The sequence below is a fragment of the Mammaliicoccus sp. J-M40 genome (assembly GCF_022386395.1).
In the GTDB taxonomy this organism is placed as follows: domain Bacteria; phylum Bacillota; class Bacilli; order Staphylococcales; family Staphylococcaceae; genus Mammaliicoccus; species Mammaliicoccus lentus.
Window position 1 is genome coordinate 71,191 of record NZ_JAJNIQ010000007.1, and the last position, 26,151, is coordinate 97,341.

Consider the following 26,151-nt stretch of genomic DNA (forward strand, 5'->3'; position numbering starts at 1 on the left):
ATCAGTACTCCTTGTTGTTATTTAATCTGATTTCTAGAGATTTTTTATGTTGATATAAGCCTTCCTCATCAGCAATTTTAATCGCACTAGGTGCTATTTTTTGAAAAGCATGTTCATCTAAATGTATAACAGAATGGCTAGTTAAAAAGTCATTTACTGTTAAACCATTTGAGAATCTTGCTGTTTGGTCCGTAGGCAATACGTGACTTGGCCCAGCAGAATAATCTCCGATAGCTTCCGGTGAATATTGACCTAAGAACATTGCACCAACATATTTAACTTTGCCTATATATAAACTAGGATCAGTTGTTTGAATGGATAAATGTTCTGGAGCTATATAGTTAACGATATCAATAGTTTCGTTTGTGTCAACTGTATGAATAGGGTAGTGATAGTCAGAAATACTTTTTTCTATAATCTCTTTTCTTGGAGAAGCATCAATCGCTTTTTGTAAATTTTGGCTTACTTTAGTTAAAAATGATTTGTCTGTTGATATAAGAAAAGTTCTTGCTTTCTCGTCATGTTCTGCTTGAGCTAAGATGTCTTGAATGATGTAATCTACATTAGAATAATCGTCCGCAATAATGGCTATTTCACTAGGACCTGCGATTTGATCAATACCAACGACGCCATATAATAATTGTTTGCTTAAAGATACAAATTGATTACCAGGACCTACTATTTTGTCGACTTTTGGAATTGTTTCAGTTCCGTAAGCTAAAGCAGCTATACTTTGTGCACCACCAACTTGGAAGACGCGATTTACGCCAGCAATATAACATGCAGCAAGAATAGCTGAATTAATACCATCTTTTTGAGGTGGTGTTACGACTGTAATTTCTTTAACATCTGCAACTTTTGCTAATGTTGCAGTCATCAATACAGTAGAAGGGTAACTTGCTTTTCCACCGGGTACATAAATGCCGACTTTTTCAATAGGATGATAAAGTTGGTATGTTTGACCAGTTGTGACATTTTCATGTTTGATTTTCTGTTGAAATGTTTTAATGTTCTCGTGACTATTCATTAATGCTTGTTTTAATTCTTCAGAAATTAAATTAATGCTATTTTCTATTTCTTGTTTAGAAACTTCTAAATTTTCTAGTTTAACATTGTCGAATTTCTCATTATATTTAAATAATGCATTATCTTTATTTTCTTTAACATCGTTAATTATATTTTTTACATTTTCAGTATGACTAGCTTCAGTGATACAATCTTGTTCAAATTTTTGTTTGAATTCAGTTTTAGATAGCATTAATAGACACTCCAATCTCTTTAATAAAGGATTCTATGCTTTTGGACTTACTAAAGAACGCATGTTTATTGGTTATTAATTTTGCATTAATATCTCCTATGGATTCCTTTTCTTCTAATCCATTAGATTTAAGGGTGGTACCTGTTTGGACTATATCTACTATAGCGTCTACCATATTAACGACTGCAGCTAATTCTACAGACCCGGACAATGGTATGATGGATACATCTTGTCCTTTTTCTTTAAAATACGCTTTTGTTGTTTTAACGTATGTTGTAGCAATTTTTTTATATTCCGTTACTTCTGGTTTGCTTGCAACAGCAAAATGACAATATCCAAACGGTAAATCGACCAAGTTATTTACATTTAAGTTCTCTTTTTCATCTAAAATATCACTACCTGTAATACCAATATCTGCAATACCTTGTTCTACGTACGTTGAAACATCTTGACCTTTTACTAAGATAAATCTAACGTCCTCACTTTGAATTTGTAATTTTCTCTCTCTATTATTTAATGCTTCTACCCATTTACTGTTTCCGTTTGAATCAATAAATTTTATGAAGTCTTTTAATAAACGACCTTTACTTAATGCAACTGTTAACATAAGAACCTCCTAATTTAATTGGATACCAAAGCCAAATCCTTCTAAAGTGCCATTATAATGACCGCCTGAAGCGATTGGATTTCCATTTTCGTTTTGATAAAGTTGAATAAAACTTCCCACGTAATAAGATTTTGGAGGCATTGTTGTAATATCTAAATGTACGTGTTGAACACCAGATTCTTTAAGTGCCTTTTTCCAAAATTGTAGAGACTGATAAGTAGGGTGATTAACATCAGCAAAAGTTGTTAGAAATTCTAATTGTTTATGTGTTGGTGTCTTTAAAAGTTTTACAACAGGATGTTCTTGTGTTAATAATTTTGATATTTTCGAAATGTTACGTTCACTTATTGCCTGATACAATTCATCTGTATGTTCTTCTGAAGAAAGCAATAAATCGAATAATTGATAATGACCGATTACAGCAAAATCAATATTTAAATCTAGTTTAGTATGAATAAAATCGTAGATATATTGATAACATTGAAGCATGTCTTGTCTAGTCGGGTTAAAAATTTCGATACCTAGGTTTGTGTGAATATGTTCATTCACTGCGATAGGTCCTGCATAAGTAACACGGGATGCTTTCAGTTGATATTCACGGCTATAATGTTGTATTTGATCTGTCCAATCATTTCTTAAACTATAGAATGAATCACCATTTTTCCAAATACTGCGTGTATCTAAACTATCTAAATCATCTTGTGTTAGTTGTTTCCATTGGAGTTTTTCAATAAAACTCATATCGATTACTTCGAAATTTCTTTCATTAAAATAGTTTAAAAAAGCTAATTCTTTCTCTTTGTTTGAAATAACATCTTCTTTATAACGTACATAATCCATATTATTAACCTCGCTTTTACTCTCTACCAAACTAAAGTGTTTTTTAATTTATAGAGAATACTATAACACGGTTAATTTAACTTATCAATTGAAAGTTCTGAAAATTTGTATAGTTTAAACAATTAAAAAAATAGTCCGGGTCATTTTTTATGTCCCGGACTCTAATATAGAAATTTTATGATTGTGCTGTTTCAGTTGGTGTTTTATGAAATAGTAATAAAATGAACACGATAAATATAAATGAAGCAACCATTGTAAAGAAGACAGTACCATTTGATATTTCAATAATTGCGCCACCTAGCATCGGTCCGATAATACTACCAACACTAAACGACATAGCAATCATTAAATTCCCGGCAGGTAAGTTGTGTCGTGGTGTTAAGTCTGTCATAAAGCTGACACCTAAACCATAAAATGATCCAGTGAATAATCCGGCTGTAAGGAATAGAGCCATCATAATAAATGGTGTCGTTGGTAAGAAGTCGCCCAATAGGAATATAACACTGCCTATTAAAGTTAACCCTGTTAATACTTTTTTACGTCCATGCAAATCACTGAACATACCAATTGGTACTTGGAATAATATTGCTCCAAGGCTAAATGCAGGTAATATTAATGTGATACTTGTTACATCTAAACCATTTCTTAAACCGTATACTGGGAAGTTACTGTGTAAACCAGCTTCAAATAACCCGTATAATAATGGAAACATAAATGCAATCCAAGAAGTTTTGATTACATCACCGAAGTTTTTCAATGTATTAATCATGCTAATAGGACGAACATTAGATGACGGAAATTCATTGTGTATTAATAAAACTAAAGAAATTGTAATAATGGATAGAATTGCAGATAAGATAAATGGTAATGTTTCTGAAACATCTACGAGTTTAGCCAGTAGAGGTCCGAGCATAAACCCAGCAGAAAAACTAAAACCATATACAGAAATGGTTCTACCTAATTTTTCTTTAGGTGTGATATGAGTTAACCATGTTTGTGTGCTGAAATGTAACATATTATCGCCAATACCTATTAAAAGTCTTAAAATAAACCAAATGGATAAGGTTTTTAAAACAGGGAATAAGAGTAAGGATAATGCTACTATAGCGCCACCTATTAAAATCATATATTTAAATCCACTGCGACGTACAAGACCTTCAATAAAGAATGAAGATAGAAATACACCAATATATAAAGATGTTGCATGTAATCCATTTAAAGAACTAGAGACACCGCTTCTTTCAAATATGACTGATATTAATGGTAAAAGCATCCCTTGTGAAAAACCAGAAACAGCAACAATGATTGAGAGTATAATAAATAATTTTTTAAATGATGAATTTTTCATTTCGTAGCCCCCCACGTATTTATTTGACATCTTTAGTATTTTATCACAGAGATAAATCACTTTATATGAAGAAATTAAAATAATTTCAAATTCTAAAATTAATTATCAAAAGTATGATAAAATAATATAAAATTACATAATCTGAGGAGTATCTAACAATGTATATATATGAAGACGATAGTTTAATGTTACACACGGATTTATATCAAATAAATATGGGAGAGACTTATTGGGGCGATGGCATTCACGAACGTACAGCAGTATTTGATTTATACTTTAGAAGTATGCCTTTTAATAGTGGTTATGCTATTTTTAGTGGTTTAGAAAGAATAGTTCAATTTATTGAGAATCTTAAATTTACAGAAACTGATATTGAATACTTAAGAGAAGTAGGCTATAAAGATGATTATTTAGCTTATTTAAAAGAATTACGTTTTACTGGTAACATTCGTGCAATGAGAGAAGGAGAGCTTTGTTTTAATAATGAACCATTAATTAGAGTGGAGGCGCCTTTAATACAAGCGCAATTAATCGAAACAGCCTTATTAAATATAGTGAATTTCCAAACTTTAATTGCTACTAAAGCAAGTAGGATTAAGCAAGTAGTGCATGATGAAATCGTTATGGAGTTTGGCACAAGACGCGCACAAGAGATGGATGCTGCAATTTGGGGAGCTAGAGCTGCTGTTATTGGTGGTTTTGATTCAACTAGTAATGTGAGAGCTGGTAAATTATTTGGTATTCCTATTTCTGGAACACATGCCCACTCGATGGTACAAACATATGATGATGAATATGTAGCATTTAAGAAATACGCTCAAAGACATAAAAATTGCGTTTTCTTAGTAGATACATTCCATACACTAAAATCGGGTGTACCAAATGCTATTAAAGTGGCTAAAGAACTAGGCGATAAAATAAACTTTATTGGAATTCGTTTAGATTCTGGAGACATCGCTTATTTATCTAAAGAAGCAAGAAGAATGTTAGACGAAGCTGGTTTTGAAGATGCTAAAATATTTGCGTCTAACGATTTAGATGAAGAAACAATTACAAGCTTGAAAGCGCAAGGTGCAAAAGTAACTGCTTGGGGTGTTGGCACAAAATTAATCACAGCTTATGATCAACCAGCTCTTGGTGCTGTTTATAAATTAGTAGCTATTGAAGATGAGAATGGTGAATTATCAGACAGAATTAAAATTTCAAATAATGCTGAAAAAGTTACAACTCCTGGTAAGAAAAATGTTTATAGAATTATAAATACGAAAACAAATAAATCTGAAGGTGACTATATTACTTTAGAAGAAGAAGATCCGAATAAAGAAGAAAAATTAAAAATGTTCCATCCAGTTCATACTTATAAAATGAAATATATTAAAAACTTTAAAGCAATCGATTTACACCATGATATTTTTAAAGATGGAGAACTAGTCTATAAATTACCTGAAATTGAAGAAATTAAGGAATTTGCATTCAATAATCTAGAAATATTATGGGAAGAAAATAAGCGTTACTTGAACCCTGAAGAGTATCCAGTGGACTTAAGTAAAACTTGTTGGGATAATAAGAATAAGAAAATCTTTGAAGTTGCTGAAAGAGTAGCAGACGCTATAAAGGAAGTGGATGAATGATGAGAGATTTACAATCAATCATAATTAAAGAAATGAACGTAAAACCGACGATAGATCCAGAACAAGAATTTATAGAAATTAAAAACTTTTTAAAGTCATATATAAAAGCGCATAGCTTTATTAAATCACTTGTTTTAGGTATTTCTGGTGGACAAGATTCTACATTGCTTGGGAAAATTGCACAAATTACAGTAGATGAATTAAATGAAGAAGAAGGCGCTGAGTACGAATTTATAGCTGTAAGACTACCATACGGTGAACAATTTGATGAACAAGATACGCAAGATGCGTTAGATTTTATTAACCCGACGAAACGTGTAACAGTTAATATTAAACCTGCAGTGACAGCAAGCATTAAAAGCTTAAATGAAGCGGGCGTTGAATTGACGGATTTCCAAAAAGGAAATGAAAAAGCAAGAGAACGTATGAAAGTACAGTATTCAATTGCATCTGCAAACAGTGGTTTAGTATTAGGTACTGACCACGGGGCTGAAAACATTACAGGTTTCTTTACTAAATTTGGCGATGGTGCGTGTGATGTAGCTCCATTATTTGGTTTAAACAAAAGGCAAGGTAAAGCAATTTTAAAATATTTAGGTGGACCAGATCATCTTATTAATAAAATACCAACTGCTGATTTAGAAGAAGACAAACCAGCTTTACCAGACGAAGTAGCACTCGGTGTAACATACGATGCGATAGATGATTTCTTAGAAGGTAAGAAAATTGATGAAAAAGATCAAGAAATCATTCAAAATCATTATGTAAGAAACGCTCATAAAAGAGAAATGCCTTATACTAGATACACTTGGCCAAAATAAAGCGTGACTTTTGTTAATTACGTTGATAAAATGATTCCAGTATTTTGAAAAATGGAGGGTTTAAATGTCAGCTATATTAGATAATCCATGGTTGATGGTACTATCAATATTTATTATTAATATTATTTATGTATCATGCTTAACTATGAGAACCATTTTGACATTAAAGGGATATCGATATGTAGCTGCTGCAGTAAGTGTACTAGAGGTAGTTGTTTATGTTATTGGATTAGGTTTAGTAATTAATAGTTTAGATCAAATTCAAAACATTTTAGCTTATGCGTTAGGATTTGCAGCGGGTATTATTGTTGGTATGAAGATTGAAGAAAAAATAGCTTTAGGATATATTGTAGTTAACGTTACAACTGCAGAATATGAAACAGATTTACCGAGGAAGTTAAGAGATTTAGGATATGGTGTAACGCATTACGTTGCCAAAGGAAGAGACGGCGATCGATTAGTAATGCAAATATTAACACCAAGAAGATTTGAATTAAAACTGATGGACACAATTAAACAGTTAGATTCAAAAGCTTTCGTAATAGCATACGAACCTAAAAATATTCATGGTGGCTTCTGGGTTAAAGGCGTACGAAGTAAAAAATTAAAGGCGTATGATACAGATGAAGTTTAAAGTAGAAGACAATGAAACAATCGAAATGTGCCTTAAACGTATGAGAGAACAAGGATACACACCTGTAAAAAGATTCGAAAAACCTGTATTTATAGAAAATAAAGAGGGCGAATATGAAGTGCTAAAACAAGAAATCCAATTTGTCGGTAAAAAAATAAAAGATTAATTAAAACTTAGGTTTAAATTGAGCATTATACTCCTATCAAAGTAGATACTTAAAAAGTAAAACTTTGATAGGAGTTTTTTATGTTTTTATCGTATTTAGCTTTTAATTTTGATAAGCACTGTTACAATGTATAATGTATTTAAAAATATATTTCTTGCACTAATTCACGAACTATATTTATATTTTTATAAATAATGTACGTATTGTGTGATGTTTGTTATACTGTAAGTGACTAATATATGATAGGAGAATTTATCAATGATTGAACGTTATTCTAGAGAAGAAATGACTAATATTTGGTCTGAACAAAATCGTTTTGAGGCTTGGTTAGAAGTAGAAATACTTGCTTGTGAAGCATGGAGCAAGCTCGGACATATTCCAGAAGAAGATGTAAAGTTAATTAGAGAAAATGCTAAAGTCGATGTAGACCGTGCAAAAGAGATCGAACAAGAAACAAGACATGATGTTGTAGCATTTACACGACAAGTTTCAGAAACATTAGGAGAAGAACGTAAGTGGGTACATTACGGTTTAACTTCAACTGACGTAGTAGATACGGCATTAAGTTATGTTGTTAAACAGGCAAATGAAATCATTGAAAAAGATTTAGAAAGATTTTTAGAAGTTTTAAAAAATAAAGCTATTGAACATAAAACAACTTTAATGATGGGTAGAACACATGGTGTACATGCAGAACCAACTACATTTGGTATCAAAATGGCATTATGGTATACGGAAATGAAACGTAACTTAGAAAGATTTAAACGTGTACGTGAAGAAATTGAAGTTGGTAAAATGAGTGGAGCTGTTGGTACATTCGCTAACATCCCGCCTGAAATCGAAGAACATGTATGTAAAGAACTTGGGTTAGATTGTGCACCGGTTTCAACTCAAACATTACAACGTGATCGACACGCTTACTACATTGCGACATTAGGCTTAATCGCAACTTCTATAGAAAAATTCGCTGTTGAAGTTCGTGGATTACAAAAAACTGAAACAAGAGAAGTTGAAGAAGCATTTGCAAAAGGACAAAAAGGATCATCAGCTATGCCTCATAAACGTAATCCAATTGGATCTGAAAACGTTACTGGTTTAGCACGAGTTATTCGTGGTTATATCACTACCGCTTATGAAAACGTTCCTTTATGGCATGAAAGAGATATTTCACATTCTTCAGCAGAGCGTATTATGTTACCAGATGTAACAATAGCTTTAGATTACGCTTTAAATAGATTTACAAATATTATAGATAGATTAACAGTATATCCTGAAAATATGAAAAAGAATATAGACAAAACATTTGGCCTTATATACTCTCAACGTGTTATGCTAACATTAATCAATAAAGGTATGGTTAGAGAAGAAGCTTATGATATCGTTCAACCAAAAGCGATGGAATCTTGGGAAACTCAAACACCATTTAGAACATTAGTTGAACAAGACAGTAGAATTACTGAATTATTGGACACTAAAGAATTAGATGAATGCTTCGATGAAAATCATCATTTAAACCAAGTAGATACAATATTCAAGAGAGCTGGAATCGAATAAAATAGTTTATGCTGTACTTTAATAGAGTAATGCATTAAAATGCAATTAATGAACTTATTAAACAGGGGTTGATTTTTTGCAAATTGAAAAATTACGAGGTCAAGCACTAAACGAACTATTTGATGCTATTTTAACGCTCGAAACTAGAGAAGAATGTTATCAATTTTTTGATGACTTATGTACAGTTAATGAAATACAATCATTATCTCAACGACTTCAAGTTGCTAAGATGATTAAACAAGGCAACACATATGCACATATTGAAAAAGAATCAGGTGCATCGACAGCTACTATTTCACGTGTTAAACGTTCTTTGCAATGGGGCAATGATGCTTACACGATGATTTTAGAAAGAATGAACATAGAATTCGAAAAATAGATAATAGAGTCTGAGATACATATCTCTCACTCAAAATACAGGCTGAGACATTTAATTATGTCTCAGCCTTATTCATTATATTTAATTTTGATAAATTATATGAAAAGCTATATAATTATTAAATTAGGTTAATTAGGGAGCGTTTATAATGAAGAAGTTATTTACAGCACTTGCTGTTGCTACACTTTTATTAAGTGCATGTGGTATACAGCAAAATACAGAAGATAATCAGTCAGAAGAGAATAAGTCTAACAATGAATCGAAACAAAATGAAAACAACAAGCAAAAAGAAAATGAAAAACAAGATGAAAAAGATAAACATAAAGTTACTAAGAAAAATGGTGTAACTTATGTTGACGGTCATGTTTTTGTAAATAAAAAAATTGATTTACCTAAAGATTATGCGCCTGGTGAAAATGCTACTGCAAGAAATCAATTGAACAAATTAATTCAAGATGCAAGAAATCAAGATTTAGATTTAGTGTTTAGAAGTGGTTATCGTTCTTATGAGAGCCAAGAACAGTTATATAAAGATTATGTAGCAAGAGATGGAGAAGAAGCTGCAAACCAGTATAGCGCAACACCTGGTAACTCAGAACATCAAACAGGTCTCGCTTTTGACGTAGGTTCTGATACAGCTACAGATGATTTTAGATCTTCTTTCGGTGATACTGATGAAGGTAAATGGATGGAAAAACATGCACATGAATACGGGTTTATTATTAGATATTTAGAAGGTAAAGAAGATATTACCGGATATCAATATGAACCATGGCACTTAAGATATGTTGGAAAAGATTTAGCACAGAAGATTCATCAAAAAAATGTAACATTAGAAGAGTATTTTGATTATGGATATTAATTTTATTAAATGCTAAAAACAATAAGCGAATTTTTACGATTATGAGGAGCGTATTATTCGCTTCTTTTTTGTTTGAAATCGTCTATTTCATTTCGGAATTCAATCACAAAAATGCTATAATTAATCTTATGATAATTAAAGGAGATTGAGTATGTACGATATTAAATTGTGGCGACATGTGTTTAAATTAGATCCTGCTAAATCCATAACAGACGATGATTTAATGAAAGTTTGTGAATCAGGAACAGATGCCATCATAATTGGTGGTACAGATAACGTGACAGAAGACAATATACTGAATTTGATGAGTCGTGTTAGACGTTATCCTTTACCTTGTGCATTAGAAATTTCGAATATTGAAAGTGTTGTACCAGGGTTCGATTTCTACTTTGTTCCAAGTGTCTTAAACAGTGATGAAGTTAAATATCATAACGGTATTTTACATGAAGCGGTGAAAGAATATGGATACATGATGGATTTCGATGAAATATTTTTAGAAGGTTACGTTGTTATGAATGAAGAAAGTAAGGTAGCAAAGTTAACTAAAGCTAATACTCAATTGGATGTTGAGGATTTAATAAGTTATGCACGTATGGTCGATAAATTATATCATTTACCAATTTTTTATTTAGAATATAGTGGTAAGTATGGCAACGTAGAAGAAGTAAAAGCTATTAAAGAACATTTAGAGCAAGCACAACTTTTCTACGGTGGCGGTATCAATGATTTGAATAGTGCTCAAGAAATGGCAGAGTACGCAGATACAATAGTAGTTGGTAACATCATATATGATAATTTAAAAAAAGCTTTACAAACTGTAAAAGTAAAACAATAAAGGAAGGTTTTTATGAACGCATTGTTAGATAGAATGAATGACGAACAAAAACAAGCAGTCAAAACGACTCAAGGCCCATTATTAATCATGGCAGGTGCTGGTAGTGGTAAGACTAGAGTGTTGACGCATAGAATAGCATATTTACTTGATGAAAAAGATGTATCGCCATATAACGTTTTGGCTATAACGTTTACAAATAAAGCAGCTAAAGAAATGAAAGAAAGAATCAGTCATCTCGTTGGTCCTGAGGCTGAAAGTATTTGGATATCAACATTCCATTCAATGTGTGTAAGAATCTTAAGACGTGACATTGATCGAATTGGAATCGAAAGAAATTTCACAATTATTGATCCAACTGACCAAAAGTCAGTTATAAAAGAAGTATTAAAAAAAGAAAATATAGATAGTAAAAAATATGAACCAAGAATGTTTATTGGTGCTATTTCTAATTTAAAAAACGAATTAAAGACAGCTGAAGATGCAGAAAAAGAAGCGAATGATTTTTATGCTTCAATGGTCGCACGAGTATATAAAGGCTATCAAGAAAAATTATTAAGAAATCATGCTTTAGATTTTGATGATTTAATTATGTATACGATTCAGTTATTTAATCGCGTACCAGAAGTATTGGAATATTACCAAAATAAATTCCAATATATTCATGTAGACGAATATCAAGATACAAACAAAGCGCAATATACACTTGTACAATTATTAGCAAATAAGTTTCAAAATATATGTGTGGTAGGTGACTCTGACCAATCTATATATGGTTGGCGTGGTGCTGATATTAAAAATATTTTATCTTTTGAAGAGGATTATCCAAACGCACAAACTATTTATTTAGAACGAAATTACCGTTCAACTAAAACTATTTTAACTGCAGCCAACGAAGTCATCAGAAACAACTCAGAGAGAAAACCGAAAGCTTTATGGACTGACAATACTTCAGGTGGAAAAATTCAGTATTATGAAGCGACAACTGAACGTGACGAAGCAGAATATGTTATTCGTCAAATATTAAAGAAAAAGCAAGAAGGGTATAATAATCAAGATATCGCGATTTTATATCGAACAAACGCACAATCCCGTGTGCTTGAAGAAACATTTTTAAAATCCAACATTCCTTATACTATGGTAGGCGGCACAAAGTTCTATGACCGTAAAGAAATTAAAGATATTTTAAGTTATTTACGTTTAGTTTCAAATAGTAATGATGATATTAGTTTTGAGCGTATTATAAACATACCAAAACGAGGCATTGGTCCTTCTTCTGTTCAAAAAATTGCACAATATGCTTCTATAAATAATTTAAGTTATTTTGATGCATTAGGAGAAGTAGACTTTATTGGTTTATCTAAAAAAGTCACTCAAGAAGGTGCAGATTTTTATGAGATGATGAATAACTTTATGCAGCAGCAAGAATTTTTATCTATAACAGAATTAGTTGAACAAATTTTAGATAAATCTGGTTATAGAAAAATGCTTGAAAATGAACAAACTTTAGAATCTCAAAGTAGACTAGAGAACATCGATGAATTCTTATCAGTACCTAGAGACTATGAAAAGAACACACCAGTTGAAGAACAATCTTTAATGAATTTCTTAACAGACTTATCATTAGTTGCAGACGTAGATGACGCTGATTTAGAAGCGGGTGTTACTTTAATGACAATGCACTCAGCCAAAGGTTTAGAGTTTAAAATAGTGTTTATAGTGGGTATGGAAGAAAGTATTTTCCCTCACTTCAGAAGTTTACAATCTGGAGAAGAACATGAAATGGAGGAAGAACGACGCATAGCATATGTAGCTATTACACGTGCTGAAGAACAATTACATGTGTCCCATGCAACGACTAGAAGTTTATTTGGTAGATCTCAAGCTAATATGAAATCTAGATTCTTAAAAGAAATCCCAGAAGATTTATTAGACGGCGTTAAACCAAAAACTTCATTTAAATCTAAACAAACAGCAACGCCTAAACGTGGTTTTGCGAGAAGAGTTAATAATAATCAAAATTCTAATACTACTTGGAATGTAGGAGATAAAGTAACGCACAAATCATGGGGCGAAGGAATGGTTAGTGCAGTAAATGATAAGAACGGTTCAGTTGAATTAGATATTATATTCCAAAAAGAAGGACCAAAGAGATTACTGGCACAGTTTGCACCAATTGAGAAAAAAGGAGAATAAATATGGAAGAATTAAAATCAAGAGTTGATGAACTTCACCACTTATTGCATAAATTTAATTATGAATACCATGTATTAGATAATCCATCTGTTCCTGATAGTGAATATGATAAATTACTACATGAATTGATCTCAATTGAGGAAGAACATCCAGAACTTAAAACAAGTGATTCGCCAACTGTAAGAGTTGGTGGACCACCTTTATCTCAATTCGAAAAAATTAATCACGATACACCGATGTTATCTTTAGGTAATGCTTTTAACGAAGAAGACCTTAGAAAATTTGACCAGCGTGTAAGAGATAAAGTAAGTAATATAAAATATACTTGTGAGCTTAAAATTGATGGACTAGCAGTATCTCTAAAATATGATAATGGGCGTTTTGTGCAAGGTTTAACAAGAGGTGATGGTACTACTGGTGAGAACATTACTGAAAACTTAAAAACAATTCACGCAATACCTTTAAAAATTAAAGAACCTCTTTCTATTGAAGTGCGTGGAGAAGCATATATGCCTAGAAGTTCTTTCCTTTCTTTAAATGAGCAAAAAGAAAAGAATGGAGAACAACTATTTGCAAACCCTCGTAATGCGGCTGCAGGATCATTGCGACAATTAGACTCTAAGCTAACTGCTAAGAGAAAGTTAGATATTTTCTTATATAGTGTGAATGATTTAACAGAAATTGAAGCGAGCAGTCAATCAGAAGCGTTAAACAACTTAGATGAACTCGGTTTTAAAACGAATATAGAAAGAGAAACATTTGATGATATTGAAGGTGTATTATCATTTATTGAAAAATGGACAGAAAAAAGAAACCAATTGCCTTATGATATAGATGGCATTGTTATAAAAGTAGATGACTTAAGTCAGCAAGAAGAGCTAGGATTTACTCAAAAATCACCAAGATGGGCAATTGCTTATAAATTCCCGGCAGAAGAAGTTTTAACAACATTGTTAGATATTGAATTAAGTATAGGTAGAACAGGTGTAGTAACACCAACTGCTATATTAGAACCAGTTAGAGTAGCTGGAACGACTGTTTCTAGAGCATCATTACATAATGAAGATTTAATCCATGAAAAAGATATTAGAATAGGCGACAAAGTCGTTATTAAAAAAGCAGGAGACATCATACCTGAGGTTATACGTAGTATAGTAGAAAGTAGAGCAGAAGATAGCGAAGTTTATCATATGCCAACACATTGTCCTAGTTGTGATCATGAGCTTGTCAGAATCGAAGGAGAAGTTGCTCTACGTTGTATTAATCCTAAATGTCCAGCTCAACTTGTCGAAGGGATCATTCACTTTGTATCAAGACAAGCTATGAACATAGATGGTTTAGGCGAAAAAATTATCGAACAATTATACACGCACGATAAGATTAAAGACGTAGGCGACTTATACTATTTAACAAAAGAAGATTTATTACCGTTAGAAAGAATGGGCGAGAAAAAAGTTCAAAATTTATTAACGGCAATCGAAGCATCTAAAGAAAAATCATTAGAACATCTATTATTCGGATTAGGTGTAAGACATCTTGGTATTAAAGCAAGTGGAGTGATTGCTGAAAAGTTTGAGACGATTGATCGATTATTCGAAGCACAAATTGATGACTTAACTGAAATTCCTGATGTTGGTCATAAAATGGCTCAATCTTTAGTAACATATATGGAAAATGAAGACATACAAGTTTTAATTGAAAAATTAAAAAAGAAAAATGTTAATATGACATATACAGGTGTTAAACAATCCGAAATAGAAGGTCATCCAGATTTTAGTGGAAAAACATTTGTCTTAACTGGTAAAATGACAGAGATGACACGACCAGAAGCTACTAATATATTACAATCATATGGAGCTAAAGTAACAAATAGTGTTACTAAAAACACAGATGTTGTAATAGCTGGTGAAGAAGCAGGTTCTAAACTCGAAAAAGCAGAAAAATTAAATATCGAAGTTTGGTCAGAACAAGACTGGTTGGATAAATATCGTAATATCAATGAATAGAGGTTAATGATATGAAAAAAGGGTTACTAATATTAGCATCTGTTATGTTACTTACAGCATGCTCATCTGATACAACTCAAAAAGATAACCAAAACAAATCTGAAAAAGATAAAGAACAAACAAAACAGATTTCTACTGGTATGCAAATCTCAAATGATTATTATCGTACTTTATTACCATTTAAAATAAGTGCTGCTAGAGGATTAACACAAGATAATATGGTATCTAGTTATAATAGCGAAGCATTTGAAAGTGGCTTGTTAGACATTAGTAAACAAACATTTTCACCTGATGAATATTTGTACCGTGATGGTCAATATCTTGAAAAAGATACAGTTAGAGCTTATTTAGCACCTAAATATACTAAAGATGAAATAAAGAATATGAGTGCTGAAGAAAAGGAAGAAAAACAAGCTGGTGAAAATTTAGGTCTGAACCCAAGTCATAAAGGCGAAACAGACCCTGAAAAAATAGCTGAGAATTCTCCTACATACTTATCTCATATTATTGAGCAAGATTACTTTACCGAAAGTGATGCTAAGAAACAAAAGATCTCAGGTATGACAATCGGTTTAGCAATGAACAGTGAGCATATATATCAAAAAGAAGAATATGGTGAAACATATACTAAAAAGTTAGATGAAAAAGAAGCAGAGAAACAAGGTAAAGAAATGGCGGAAGAAATCTTATCTCGATTACGTGTAAGAGATGATATAAAAAATATCCCGATTAATTTTGCTATATTCATTCAATCAGGTGAAGGTGATATTAAACCTGGTAAGTTTGTAACATATGGAACAAGTGAAGGCGGTAAAAGGTCAGTTAAAAGCTGGGAAAATATGAATGAAAAACATGTCACGATTCCATCATCAGAAGCAGCTGATTTAGACAAAAATTTAAATTCTAATTTCGAACAATTTAACCAGGACTTACAAAAATATTTCCCTAATTTTACACAATCAGTAGGTACAGGTAAGTTTGAAGATGATAAACTAACAGAGCTTGAAATTAAAATTCCACTAGATTATTATGGCAAAGCCGAAGTTATAGGTGTGACGCAATATGTCGCAGATTTATCTGAGAAGTACTTTAAAGGTATAGATGATATTGAAATTTCAATAATTGATGGGGAAGAACCACAGTCTTTAATTACTAAAACAAAAGATGATAAAGAACCAGAAATTCATATTTACAAATAAATAAGAGCTTAAAATAATTCTCCTAATCCGTTAATTTTTAAATAGCAGATTAGGAGAATTTTTAATATATGAGTGGGGTAGAAATCTCGTTATTGCCAAGACTATGGAGAAAAGGAAATAAGGCTACTGTTATTGACACGTTTGGTGAGAAGTGGCAACAAGGCTACCGTTATTGACACGTTTGGTGAGAAGTGGCAACAAGACTACCGTTATTGACATGTTTGATGAGAAGTGGCAACAAGGCTATCGTTATTGACACGTTTGGCGAGAAGTGGCAACAAGGCTACCGTTATTGACATGTTTGGTGAGAAAAGGCAATAAGACTATCGTTATTGACACGTTTGATGAGAAAAGACAATAAGAATCCTAAAAATTGCAAGACGTAGCCCACGTGCAACATAGCGTCTCCAGTTTTACGCTATCAATACATAATAAAGCTCCCAATCCATCGGATCGGGAGCTTTACTCTGACTACAAATATTATAATCTATAATCATTTATTTTATTTTTCATCTAAAATACGATTCATTTTATCTAGATTATCAATAACGTGTTTTTCTGGTTTTTTCGTAAATGAACTTACAACTGTTGTTACAACAACGTTAGTTAAGAAACCAGGGATAATTTCATAAAGTTCGAAAATACCTCCGTGTCCTTTCATCATAATCCAGAATAATACTACGATAGATGATGTTACCATACCTGCGATAGCACCGCTTTTACTTAAGCCTTTCCAGTATAATGACATTAATACTAGAGGTCCGAATGCTGCACCGAAACCAGCCCATGCATTACCTACTAAGTTTAAAATAGTGTCGTTTGGCGTCCATGCTAACATGATAGCAACGATTGCTACAAGTAATACTGCAAAACGTCCTATTAATACAAATTCTTTATCTCTATCTGCTTCTTTACCTCTTTTTCTAGTTATAATCTTATAGAAGTCTTGAGTTAAAGCACTTGATGTAACAAGTAATTGAGATGAAATTGTACTCATGATAGCAGCTAATATAGCAGCTAAGAAGAACCCACCAACTAATGGATGGAACAATACTTGACTCATTAAAATAAAGATTGTTTCTGGGTTATCAATTGTTTGAGTTGTATCATGAATGTATGCAATACCAGTTAAACCTACTAAACAAGCACCAATTAATGAAATAGCCATCCAGCCAATGCCGAAACGTCTAGCTTTTGGTAAAAGTTTATGAGATTTAATTGACATGAAACGAACGATTATGTGAGGTTGACCAAAGTAACCTAAGCCCCATGCTATTAAACCAATGATACTAATTGCTGAAGTACCTTTAAACAAATCAAGGTTTGTAGGTTTTACTTCTGCAACTGTGTTAAATGTATCAAAACCATTTAGCGTTATTAGTGCTGCAATAGGGACCATAACCATCGCTATTAACATAATGACACCTTGGAAGAAGTCTGTTAAAGAAACAGCTAAGTATCCTCCAAAGAAAGTATATATAACAACGATACCCATTGTTAAAATAGTACCAATTCTATAATCTAAACCGAATGCACTTTCAAATAGTGTACCACCAGAAACCATACCTACTGATGTATACAATGTAAAGAATACTACTATAATAATACCTGAAATAACTTTTAATACATGTGAATTATCTGCTACGCGTTTTTCAAAGAAATCTGGAATTGTAATCGCGTTTCCTGTGTGTTCTGTATAAACACGTAATTTTGGTGCGACTAATATGTAATTTAACCAAGCACCTACTGTTAAACCGATAGCTAACCATGTTGCTGATAGACCAATGCTATAAACTTCTCCCGGAAGCCCCATGATCATCCAACCACTCATATCGGATGCACCAGCGGATAAAGCTGTTACGTAAGGACCTATACTACGGCCACCTAACATGTACTCATCTAAATTGCTTGTAGATTGTTTATATGCATAATAACCAATCGCTAATAGTACAACAAAATAGACTATAATCATGAAGTAAGTCTGCCAGCCTGAAACAACTCCAGCACTAGCGTCAATTTGTCCTAAAATAAACATTTTCCCGCTCCTTTATATTTTTTATATATTTTAAAGTTGCACGTTGCCCATTATACACAATTGAAATAATATTCAAAGGGTAAAAAGTAACCAAAGTGTATATTTAGCTTACCATGTTTTGATTTTCATGTCACAAATTGTACACAATTCGAATAAAAGTAAAATATGCTGACGCCTGTGTTTATGTAGGGTATAGCGAATTTTTAAAATTCAGCCAAAACTTAAAAGTTTGACTAATTAAAATATTAAAAATTTCTTATTAATTTTTTAGAATTTTAACCATTTCATCAAAATTATTTACTGTTTTTTCCTCTGGAGGATTTGTGAATAGGCTTACAATGATTGTTAAAATCATACTCGTTATAAAACCAGGAATAATTTCATAAAATTCAAAAATACCGCCGTGTTCTTTCATTAATATCCAAAATATTACAATTAGTGAACCACTTACTATCCCAGCTATAGCTCCGTATTTAGTAAGGCGTTTCCAATATAACGATAATAGTACAAGGGGACCAAATGCCGCTCCAAAGCCAGCCCAAGCATTTCCCACTAAATTGAGTATTGTATCGTTTGGATGCCAAGCAATATACATTGCGATTAAGGATACGATTAATACTGAAATACGTCCGACGAGAACGAACTCTTTTTCGTGTTCTTTATCTTGTAATGTCTTACCTCTTAAAAGCATATAAAAATCTTGAGTTAATGCACTAGAAGTTACTAGTAATTGTGAAGATATCGTGCTCATAATAGCTGCTAAAATAGCTGCTAAGAAAAATCCGCCGATTAATGGATGGAATAAAAATTGACTCATCACAATAAAAATAGTTTCAGGATTATCGACTTTTACATTGTTTACTTCCACAAAAACGATACCGATAAGACCTGTAATACATGCTCCGATTAAAGAAATTGCCATCCATGAAATGCCGATTCTTCTAGCTCTCGGCATTAATTTGTGAGTTTTAATAGACATAAAACGTACTATAATATGTGGTTGACCAAAGTAACCTAAACCCCAAGCGAGTAAACTGATTATGCCAACTGTTGTTGTTCCTTTAAACCAATCTAGACTAGTGGGGTTTAATCGGCCGACTTCTGAAAATGTATCTAGACCATTTAATTTGAGTATAGCTACTATTGGAACGAGCACTAAAGCTAATATCATAATGACACCTTGAAAGAAGTCAGTTAATGATACAGCTAAATAACCTCCAAATAATGTATAGAGAATAACGATGCTAGCAGCTAGTATTAAACCGACATGATAGTTTAATCCAAATGCACTATTAAATAAAACACCACCTGCTACCATTCCTGAATGTGTGTATAAAGTAAAGAATATGACGATTACTAAACCAGAAATTATTTTTACAATTCTAGTATTGTCCGATAATCGCTTTTCAAAGAAATCAGGTAATGTTATCGCATTGTCGCAAAGCTCTGTGTAAATTCTTAAACGTGATGCAACTAATATGTAATTAAGCCATGCACCAATCGTTAACCCGATAGCTATCCAAGTAGCTGATAATCCAATACTATAAACAGACCCAGGCAGCCCCATAATCATCCAACCACTCATATCAGAAGCCCCAGCAGATAATGCTGTTACTAATGCACCTAAATCTCTTCCGCCTAACATATATTCGTCAAGCGTGCTTGTCGATCTTTTGTATGCATAAAATCCGATTGCTAACAAAATCGTAAAATATACAGCAATCATGACATATGTTTCCCAAGAAGTTTCGACTTTTACATTTTTAAACGTATTTCCAAGTATTAACATGAAAAACCACCTCTCACTCATTGACTTAAGTTCAGAAATTATTCTGATAATTTATTATACATCAATGTATACGCTTTCATTTAGTTATTTTCTATTAACTTTAGATTTTTATATGAAAATTTGTTAAAATTATATGATGTTAGATTAACTAAGGAGGCGTCGCACATGACGAAAGTAACATCTGAGCAAGTTGAACATGTTGCTAATTTAGCTAGACTTGAAGTTTCACAAGACGAAGTCAATGAATTCACACAATCGTTAGAGGATATCTTAAACTTTGCAGGACAATTAGATGAAGCTAATACAGAAAATGTTGAGCCAACATTCCACGTATTAGATTTACAAAATGTTCTAAGAGAAGATAAGAGTGAATCAGGGATTCCTCAAGAAGAAGCATTAAAAAATGCTAAAGAAACTGAAGCTGGCCAATTTAAAGTACCAGCTATTATGAACGAGGAGGACTAAAGCATGACAATTCGTTATGAAACGGTAGAACGTTTATCAGAAATGATTAAAAACAAAGAAATCAAACCATCTGATATCGTAAGAGACATTTTTGATGCAATTGAATCAGATGATAAAAACATAAAAGCTTTCTTAGCTCTTAACAAAGAAGAAGCTTTAAAACAGGCAGAAGAACAAGATAAATTACAAGCAGAAGATAAAATGGAAGGTAAACTATTTGGTATTCCAATGGGTATCAAAGATAACATTATTACTGAAGGCGTAGAAACGACTTGTGCAAGTAAAATGTTAGAAGGTTTCATTCCTATTTATGAATCTACTGTAATGAATCAATTAAAAGCTGAAAATGGAATTTTAATTGGTAAATTAAACATGGATGAATTCGCAATGGGTGGTTCAAACGAAAATTCTTATTTTAAGAAAACCGTAAACCCATTTGATCATAAAGCTGTTCCTGGTGGTTCTTCTGGTGGTTCAGCAGCTGCAGTTGCGGCTAGTTTAGTACCATTCTCATTAGGTTCAGATACAGGTGGTTCAATACGCCAACCTGCATCATATTGTGGTGTAGTAGGTATGAAACCTACATATGGACGTGTATCACGTTTTGGTTTAGTTGCATTTGCATCTTCATTAGACCAAATTGGACCGATTACACGAAACGTAAAAGATAATGCTTTAATTTTAGAAACAATCGCAGGTCATGATGAAAAAGATTCAACAAGTGCACCTGTTGAAGATGTAGATTTCACTTCAGAAATAGGTAAAGACATCACAGGATTAAAAATAGCAGTTCCAGAAGAGTTTCTTGGTGAAGGTGTCTCTGAAGATGTGAAAAATTCAGTTACTGAAGCTGTTAAAACTTTAGAATCTTTAGGTGCTACTGTTGATCGCGTTTCATTACCGAATACTAAATATGGTGTAGCAAGTTATTACATCATTGCATCTTCAGAAGCGTCTGCAAACCTTGCTAGATTCGATGGTATCCGTTATGGTTTCCACTCTAAATCTGCAAATACATTAGAAGAGTTATATAAAAAATCTCGTGGCGAAGGTTTCGGAGATGAAGTTAAACGTCGTATTATGTTAGGAACATTTGCATTAAGTTCTGGTTATTATGATGCTTATTACAAAAAAGCTCAAAAAGTAAGAACATTAATTAAACAAGACTTTGAAAAAATATTTAAAGACTATGATGTTATCGTTGGACCAACTGCTCCAACAACAGCATTTAATATTGGTGAACAAGTTGATGACCCATTAACAATGTACGCGAATGATATTTTAACAATTCCTGTTAACTTAGCTGGCGTACCATCAATATCAATTCCTTGTGGTAAATCAAATGGTCGTCCAATTGGTTTACAAATTGTTGGTAAACCATTCGATGAAAAAACATTATACAAAGTTGCTTATCAATATGAAACACAATTTAACTTACATGATGACTATAAAACATTACAAGGAGAGTGAATCTGAATGCATTTTGAAACAATAATCGGCTTAGAAGTACACGTCGAATTAAAAACAGAATCAAAAATGTTTTCACCATCACCAGCTCATTTTGGTGCTGAACCGAATACAAACACAAATGTAATAGATTTATCATATCCAGGTGTTCTACCAGTAGTAAACAAAACTGCTGTAGATTGGGCTATGCGTGCAGCAATGGCATTAAACATGGATATTGCTACAGAATCAAAATTTGATAGAAAGAACTATTTCTATCCAGATAATCCGAAAGCGTACCAAATTTCACAATTTGATCAACCAATTGGTGAAAATGGTTGGATTGATATAGAAGTTGACGGCGAAACAAAACGTATTGGTATCACACGTTTACACATGGAAGAAGATGCGGGTAAACTGACTCATAAAGATGGTTATTCTTTAGTCGATTTAAACAGACAAGGAACGCCATTAATTGAAATCGTATCTGAACCAGATATTCGCTCACCTAAAGAAGCGTATGCTTACTTAGAAAAATTACGCGCTATTATCCAATACACTGGCGTATCAGACTGTAAAATGGAAGAAGGGTCACTTCGTTGTGACGCTAACATTTCATTACGTCCATACGGCCAAGAAGAGTTTGGTACTAAAGCAGAATTGAAAAACTTAAACTCTTTCAACTATGTTCGTAAAGGTTTAGAACATGAAGAAAAACGTCAAGCTGAAGTGTTATTAGCAGGTGGAGAAATTCTACAAGAAACTCGTCGCTTTAACGAAGCTACTGGCGAAACAATCTTAATGCGTATTAAAGAAGGTTCAGACGACTATCGTTACTTCCCAGAACCAGATTTAGTGCCACTTTATGTTGATGATGAATGGAAAGAGCGTGTAAGACAAACAATTCCTGACTTACCAGACGTTCGTAAAGAGCGTTATGTAAATGACTTAGGTTTACCAGCATACGATGCTCACGTATTAACATTAACTAAAGAAATGTCTGATTTCTTCGAAGAAGCGATTGAGCATGGAGCAGACGTTAAATTGACTTCAAACTGGTTAATGGGTGGCGTTAATGAATATTTAAATAAAAATCAAATCGATTTACAAGATACTGCATTAACACCAGAAAACTTAGCTGGAATGATTAAGTTAATTGAAGATGGAACAATGAGTAGTAAAATTGCGAAAAAAGTGTTCCCTGAATTAGCTAAAAATGGCGGCGACGCTCAACAAATTATGAAAGATAAAGGTCTTGTTCAAATTTCTGATGAAGAAACATTATTAGGATTTGTTACTGAAGCATTAGACAATAATCCACAATCAGTAGAAGACTTTAAAAATGGTAAAGGCAAAGCAATGGGCTTCTTAGTTGGTCAAATTATGAAAATTTCAAAAGGACAAGCGAACCCTCAAGTTGTTAACCAATTACTAAAATCAGAATTAGAAAAAAGATAAAAGATAAATATATGGGTCTGAGACATAATTAATTGTCTCAGACCCATTTTTTCTTTGGTATAACCTTTGTTATTACTCAATACTTTGTGGAATCAATTAAAATGATATATAAAAATATTTATAGTACACAAAACGTTAATATATTTTACTTTCTAATATGTATCATTTGCTATAATATAAAGATATAAGAATATACAAGAGGGATCACAATGAAAAAAAGAGCTAGAATCATTTATAATCCAACATCAGGTAGAGAGTTATTTAAGAGAGCACTACCAGACGTGTTGATTAAATTAGAACAAGCTGGATACGAAACAAGCGCTCATGCTACAACGAGTGCTGGAGATGCTACATATGCTGCTAAAGAAGCTTTGAAACATGATTATGATGTTATTATAGCAGCTGGTGGAGATGGTACTCTTAATGAAGTTATCAATGGTATCGCTGAAGCAACTAATCGACCTAAATTAGGTTTAATTCCAATGGGGACGGTAAATGACTTTGGAAGAGCATTGCTTATACCTAATGATATTATGGAAGCTGTAGATACAATCATTAAAGGTGATCTCGTGCCAGTAGATGTTGGTAAAATGAACAATCGCTACTTTATAAATATTGCTGGTGGTGGTAAAATCACCGAAGTATCATATGAAGCACCAAGCAAATTAAAGACTATGGTAGGACCATTAGCTTATTACATCAAAGGTTTAGAAATGTTACCACAAATTAAATCAACAGATATTCGAATTGAATATGATGGGAATGTTTTTCAAGGTGAAGCCATGATGTTTTTAATAGGTTTAACAAATTCAATTGGTGGTTTTGAAAAATTAGTACCAGATGCTGAAATCAATGATGGTAATTTCACTTTATTAATATTAGAGAAAGTTAATTTTGCTGAACTTGGTCATATTATGACATTAGCTTCTAGAGGCGATCACATTAACCACCCTAAAGTACATTATACAAAAGCAAAAACGATTAACGTATCATCATTTGAACAAATACAGTTGAATGTAGATGGTGAATTTGGTGGTGTTCTACCAGCCAATTTTGTGAATTTAAAAAGACATATACAAGTATTTTCTAAATTAGAACGTGTGAAAGCAGAGCATGGTATTGAAACTGTAGAACGAGAAAGAGAAAGACTTCACGAAGAGCAAACTGAAGAATAAATACATAGGGACATTTAACTGTCCCTTTTTTCTATGTTGTACGTGAAAGAAGGAGAAATTATGGCAAGTATAGTAAATAAAAACGAAGTGTATACGGGACAAGTTATAGATTTTACACATGAAGGTCATGGCGTTGTAAAATTTGATAGATACCCAATATTTGTACCAAATGCAATTAAAGATGAAGAAATAGAATTCCGAGTTATAAAAGTAAAAAAGCAATTTGCTATTGGTAAACTGTTAACTATAAAAGAAACATCAAATGAAAGAGTTGAACCACCTTGTGAATATTATAAAGTTTGTGGTGGGTGTCAATTACAACATTTAAGCTACGAAGCCCAATTACAAATGAAAAAAGAACAAGTCGTCAATTTATTCAAGCGTAAATCGAATTTTGAAGATACCGTTATACATGACACAATAGGTATGGAGAACCCTTGGCATTACCGTAATAAATCTCAAATACCAGTCGGGAAAAATAAACATGGTGAAATTGAATTAGGATTTTATAGACAAAGAAGCCATGATATTGTAAATATCGATCACTGCATGATACAAGATAAGAAGCATGACACAATTATGGTTAAAATAAAGCGATTAATAGAAGATTTGAATTTAAGTATTTATAACGAACATAAGCATAAAGGTGAATTAAGACATATCATCTTAAGAACAGGTTATTATACTGGGGAAACTATGGTTATTTTTGTAACAAACAGTAAACAATTAAGTCATAAAAATAAAATCATAGAATTTATTTCTTCAGAATTTGATAATGTAGTTAGTATTAAACACAATGTGAACCGAGAAAAATCAAACGTTATAATGGGAAGAACATCTTATACACTTTATGGACAAGATACAATTACAGATCAACTAGCAGAATATCAATTTAAAATATCAGATACATCTTTCTATCAAATTAATCCAACTCAAACCGAAAAACTATACAGCAAAGCATTAGAATACGCACAATTAAACGGTGAAGAAACAGTAATTGATGCATATTGTGGAATTGGCACAATAGGGTCATATATGTCACAAAAAGCTAAACACGTATATGGTGTAGAGATAGTAGAACAAGCTATAGAAAATGCAAAAGAAAATGCGAAAATCAATCATATAGAGAATGCGACATGGGAAGCAGGAAAAGCAGAAGAAGTTATATTAAAATGGCAAAAAGAAGGTATTAAGCCAGAAGTCGTTATGGTCGATCCACCAAGAAAAGGGTGCGATCAAACATTCATAGAAACACTAATTGAATTGTCACCAAAGCGTATTGTGTATATATCATGTAATCCAGCAACACAAGTAAGAGATGTAGAAATATTAAAAGGAAGCGGTTATCAACTAAAAGAAATCACACCAGTGGATATGTTTCCACACACGACACATGTAGAAACAGTCGCTTTAATAGAGAAAATAAGTGAATAAATAAGTAATGGGGTGA

Annotated in this window: 22 protein-coding genes; 16 read left to right on the forward strand and 6 right to left on the reverse strand. The window is 32.4% G+C overall.

Annotation, left to right across the window (positions count from 1 at the left end; genetic code table 11):
• Window position 1 precedes the first annotated feature (1 nt).
• The 4 genes from hisD to LQ688_RS09460 all read right to left on the reverse strand — a co-directional run bounded on the left by hisD (window position 2) and on the right by LQ688_RS09460 (window position 4,053).
• Window positions 2–1,258: a histidinol dehydrogenase gene (hisD, locus tag LQ688_RS09445; RefSeq protein ID WP_064205127.1), complete on the reverse strand. Its 1,257-nt coding sequence runs from the start codon at window positions 1,256–1,258 to the stop codon at window positions 2–4.
• The gene (hisG, locus tag LQ688_RS09450) at window positions 1,248–1,865 is read right to left on the reverse strand and encodes an ATP phosphoribosyltransferase (RefSeq protein ID WP_064211552.1); all 618 of its coding nucleotides are present in this window, start codon (window positions 1,863–1,865) and stop codon (window positions 1,248–1,250) included. The genes hisD and hisG overlap by 11 nt, the downstream gene beginning before the upstream one ends.
• A 9-nt stretch (window positions 1,866–1,874) precedes the next feature.
• Entirely contained in the window at window positions 1,875–2,705 is an 831-nt protein-coding gene (locus LQ688_RS09455) for an ATP phosphoribosyltransferase regulatory subunit (protein WP_016999069.1), read from the reverse strand.
• A 175-nt stretch (window positions 2,706–2,880) separates the two neighbouring features.
• Window positions 2,881–4,053 carry an MFS transporter gene (locus tag LQ688_RS09460; RefSeq protein WP_064204887.1) on the reverse strand — a complete coding sequence of 391 codons (1,173 nt, stop codon included), beginning with the start codon at window positions 4,051–4,053 and terminating at the stop codon, window positions 2,881–2,883.
• A 158-nt stretch (window positions 4,054–4,211) separates the two neighbouring features.
• Here LQ688_RS09460 and LQ688_RS09465 point away from each other — a divergent pair, with 158 nt between their 5' ends.
• The 11 genes from LQ688_RS09465 (at window position 4,212) to LQ688_RS09515 (ending at window position 16,333) form a co-directional block, all read left to right on the forward strand.
• The gene (locus LQ688_RS09465; RefSeq protein ID WP_064204888.1) at window positions 4,212–5,684 is read left to right on the forward strand and encodes a nicotinate phosphoribosyltransferase; all 1,473 of its coding nucleotides are present in this window, start codon (window positions 4,212–4,214) and stop codon (window positions 5,682–5,684) included.
• A complete protein-coding gene (nadE, locus tag LQ688_RS09470) occupies window positions 5,684–6,505 on the forward strand; it encodes an ammonia-dependent NAD(+) synthetase (protein ID WP_026023611.1) in 822 nt (273 codons plus the stop codon). The genes LQ688_RS09465 and nadE overlap by 1 nt, the downstream gene beginning before the upstream one ends.
• 64 nt (window positions 6,506–6,569) lie before the next feature.
• Complete coding sequence (locus LQ688_RS09475; protein ID WP_016999065.1) at window positions 6,570–7,139, forward strand: DUF2179 domain-containing protein; 570 nt, start codon at window positions 6,570–6,572, stop codon at window positions 7,137–7,139.
• Complete coding sequence (locus LQ688_RS09480) at window positions 7,129–7,305, forward strand: NETI motif-containing protein (protein ID WP_064498971.1); 177 nt, start codon at window positions 7,129–7,131, stop codon at window positions 7,303–7,305. The genes LQ688_RS09475 and LQ688_RS09480 overlap by 11 nt, the downstream gene beginning before the upstream one ends.
• Before the next feature lie 258 nt (window positions 7,306–7,563).
• Window positions 7,564–8,859, forward strand: coding sequence for an adenylosuccinate lyase (gene purB, locus LQ688_RS09485; protein WP_064204889.1), 1,296 nt, complete (start codon window positions 7,564–7,566; stop codon window positions 8,857–8,859).
• Window positions 8,860–8,935: 76 nt separating this feature from the next.
• Window positions 8,936–9,238 (forward strand): YerC/YecD family TrpR-related protein, encoded by a 303-nt coding sequence (locus LQ688_RS09490; protein WP_016999062.1) that lies wholly within the window; start codon window positions 8,936–8,938, stop codon window positions 9,236–9,238.
• Between the two features lie 148 nt (window positions 9,239–9,386).
• Window positions 9,387–10,100 carry a M15 family metallopeptidase gene (locus LQ688_RS09495; protein WP_103269081.1) on the forward strand — a complete coding sequence of 238 codons (714 nt, stop codon included), beginning with the start codon at window positions 9,387–9,389 and terminating at the stop codon, window positions 10,098–10,100.
• A gap of 151 nt (window positions 10,101–10,251) precedes the next feature.
• The gene (gene pcrB / locus LQ688_RS09500) at window positions 10,252–10,935 is read left to right on the forward strand and encodes a heptaprenylglyceryl phosphate synthase (RefSeq protein ID WP_016999060.1); all 684 of its coding nucleotides are present in this window, start codon (window positions 10,252–10,254) and stop codon (window positions 10,933–10,935) included.
• Between the two features lie 12 nt (window positions 10,936–10,947).
• Window positions 10,948–13,128, forward strand: coding sequence for a DNA helicase PcrA (gene pcrA / locus LQ688_RS09505; protein ID WP_064204891.1), 2,181 nt, complete (start codon window positions 10,948–10,950; stop codon window positions 13,126–13,128).
• Between the two features lie 2 nt (window positions 13,129–13,130).
• Window positions 13,131–15,134: an NAD-dependent DNA ligase LigA gene (gene ligA, locus LQ688_RS09510; protein WP_239752746.1), complete on the forward strand. Its 2,004-nt coding sequence runs from the start codon at window positions 13,131–13,133 to the stop codon at window positions 15,132–15,134.
• An 11-nt stretch (window positions 15,135–15,145) separates the two neighbouring features.
• Entirely contained in the window at window positions 15,146–16,333 is a 1,188-nt protein-coding gene (locus tag LQ688_RS09515) for a CamS family sex pheromone protein (RefSeq protein WP_016999057.1), read from the forward strand.
• A 502-nt stretch (window positions 16,334–16,835) separates the two neighbouring features.
• Here LQ688_RS09515 and putP (LQ688_RS09520) read toward each other — a convergent pair.
• Window positions 16,836–18,368 (reverse strand): sodium/proline symporter PutP, encoded by a 1,533-nt coding sequence (gene putP, locus LQ688_RS09520; RefSeq protein WP_016999056.1) that lies wholly within the window; start codon window positions 18,366–18,368, stop codon window positions 16,836–16,838.
• A 259-nt stretch (window positions 18,369–18,627) separates the two neighbouring features.
• Window positions 18,628–20,157: a sodium/proline symporter PutP gene (gene putP, locus LQ688_RS09525; RefSeq protein WP_064204892.1), complete on the reverse strand. Its 1,530-nt coding sequence runs from the start codon at window positions 20,155–20,157 to the stop codon at window positions 18,628–18,630.
• Window positions 20,158–20,322: 165 nt separating this feature from the next.
• Between putP (LQ688_RS09525) and gatC the strand changes: the two genes are divergently transcribed.
• From gatC to rlmD, 5 genes are all read left to right on the forward strand, one after another.
• Window positions 20,323–20,622 carry an Asp-tRNA(Asn)/Glu-tRNA(Gln) amidotransferase subunit GatC gene (gatC, locus tag LQ688_RS09530; RefSeq protein ID WP_016999054.1) on the forward strand — a complete coding sequence of 100 codons (300 nt, stop codon included), beginning with the start codon at window positions 20,323–20,325 and terminating at the stop codon, window positions 20,620–20,622.
• A gap of 3 nt (window positions 20,623–20,625) precedes the next feature.
• The gene (gatA, locus tag LQ688_RS09535) at window positions 20,626–22,092 is read left to right on the forward strand and encodes an Asp-tRNA(Asn)/Glu-tRNA(Gln) amidotransferase subunit GatA (RefSeq protein ID WP_064204893.1); all 1,467 of its coding nucleotides are present in this window, start codon (window positions 20,626–20,628) and stop codon (window positions 22,090–22,092) included.
• A 6-nt stretch (window positions 22,093–22,098) separates the two neighbouring features.
• Entirely contained in the window at window positions 22,099–23,526 is a 1,428-nt protein-coding gene (gene gatB, locus LQ688_RS09540) for an Asp-tRNA(Asn)/Glu-tRNA(Gln) amidotransferase subunit GatB (protein ID WP_064204894.1), read from the forward strand.
• Window positions 23,527–23,735: 209 nt separating this feature from the next.
• Window positions 23,736–24,701: a diacylglycerol kinase gene (locus LQ688_RS09545; protein ID WP_016999051.1), complete on the forward strand. Its 966-nt coding sequence runs from the start codon at window positions 23,736–23,738 to the stop codon at window positions 24,699–24,701.
• A gap of 60 nt (window positions 24,702–24,761) precedes the next feature.
• Window positions 24,762–26,135, forward strand: a complete 1,374-nt coding sequence (gene rlmD / locus LQ688_RS09550; protein ID WP_016999050.1) for a 23S rRNA (uracil(1939)-C(5))-methyltransferase RlmD — start codon at window positions 24,762–24,764, stop codon at window positions 26,133–26,135.
• Window positions 26,136–26,151 lie beyond the last annotated feature (16 nt).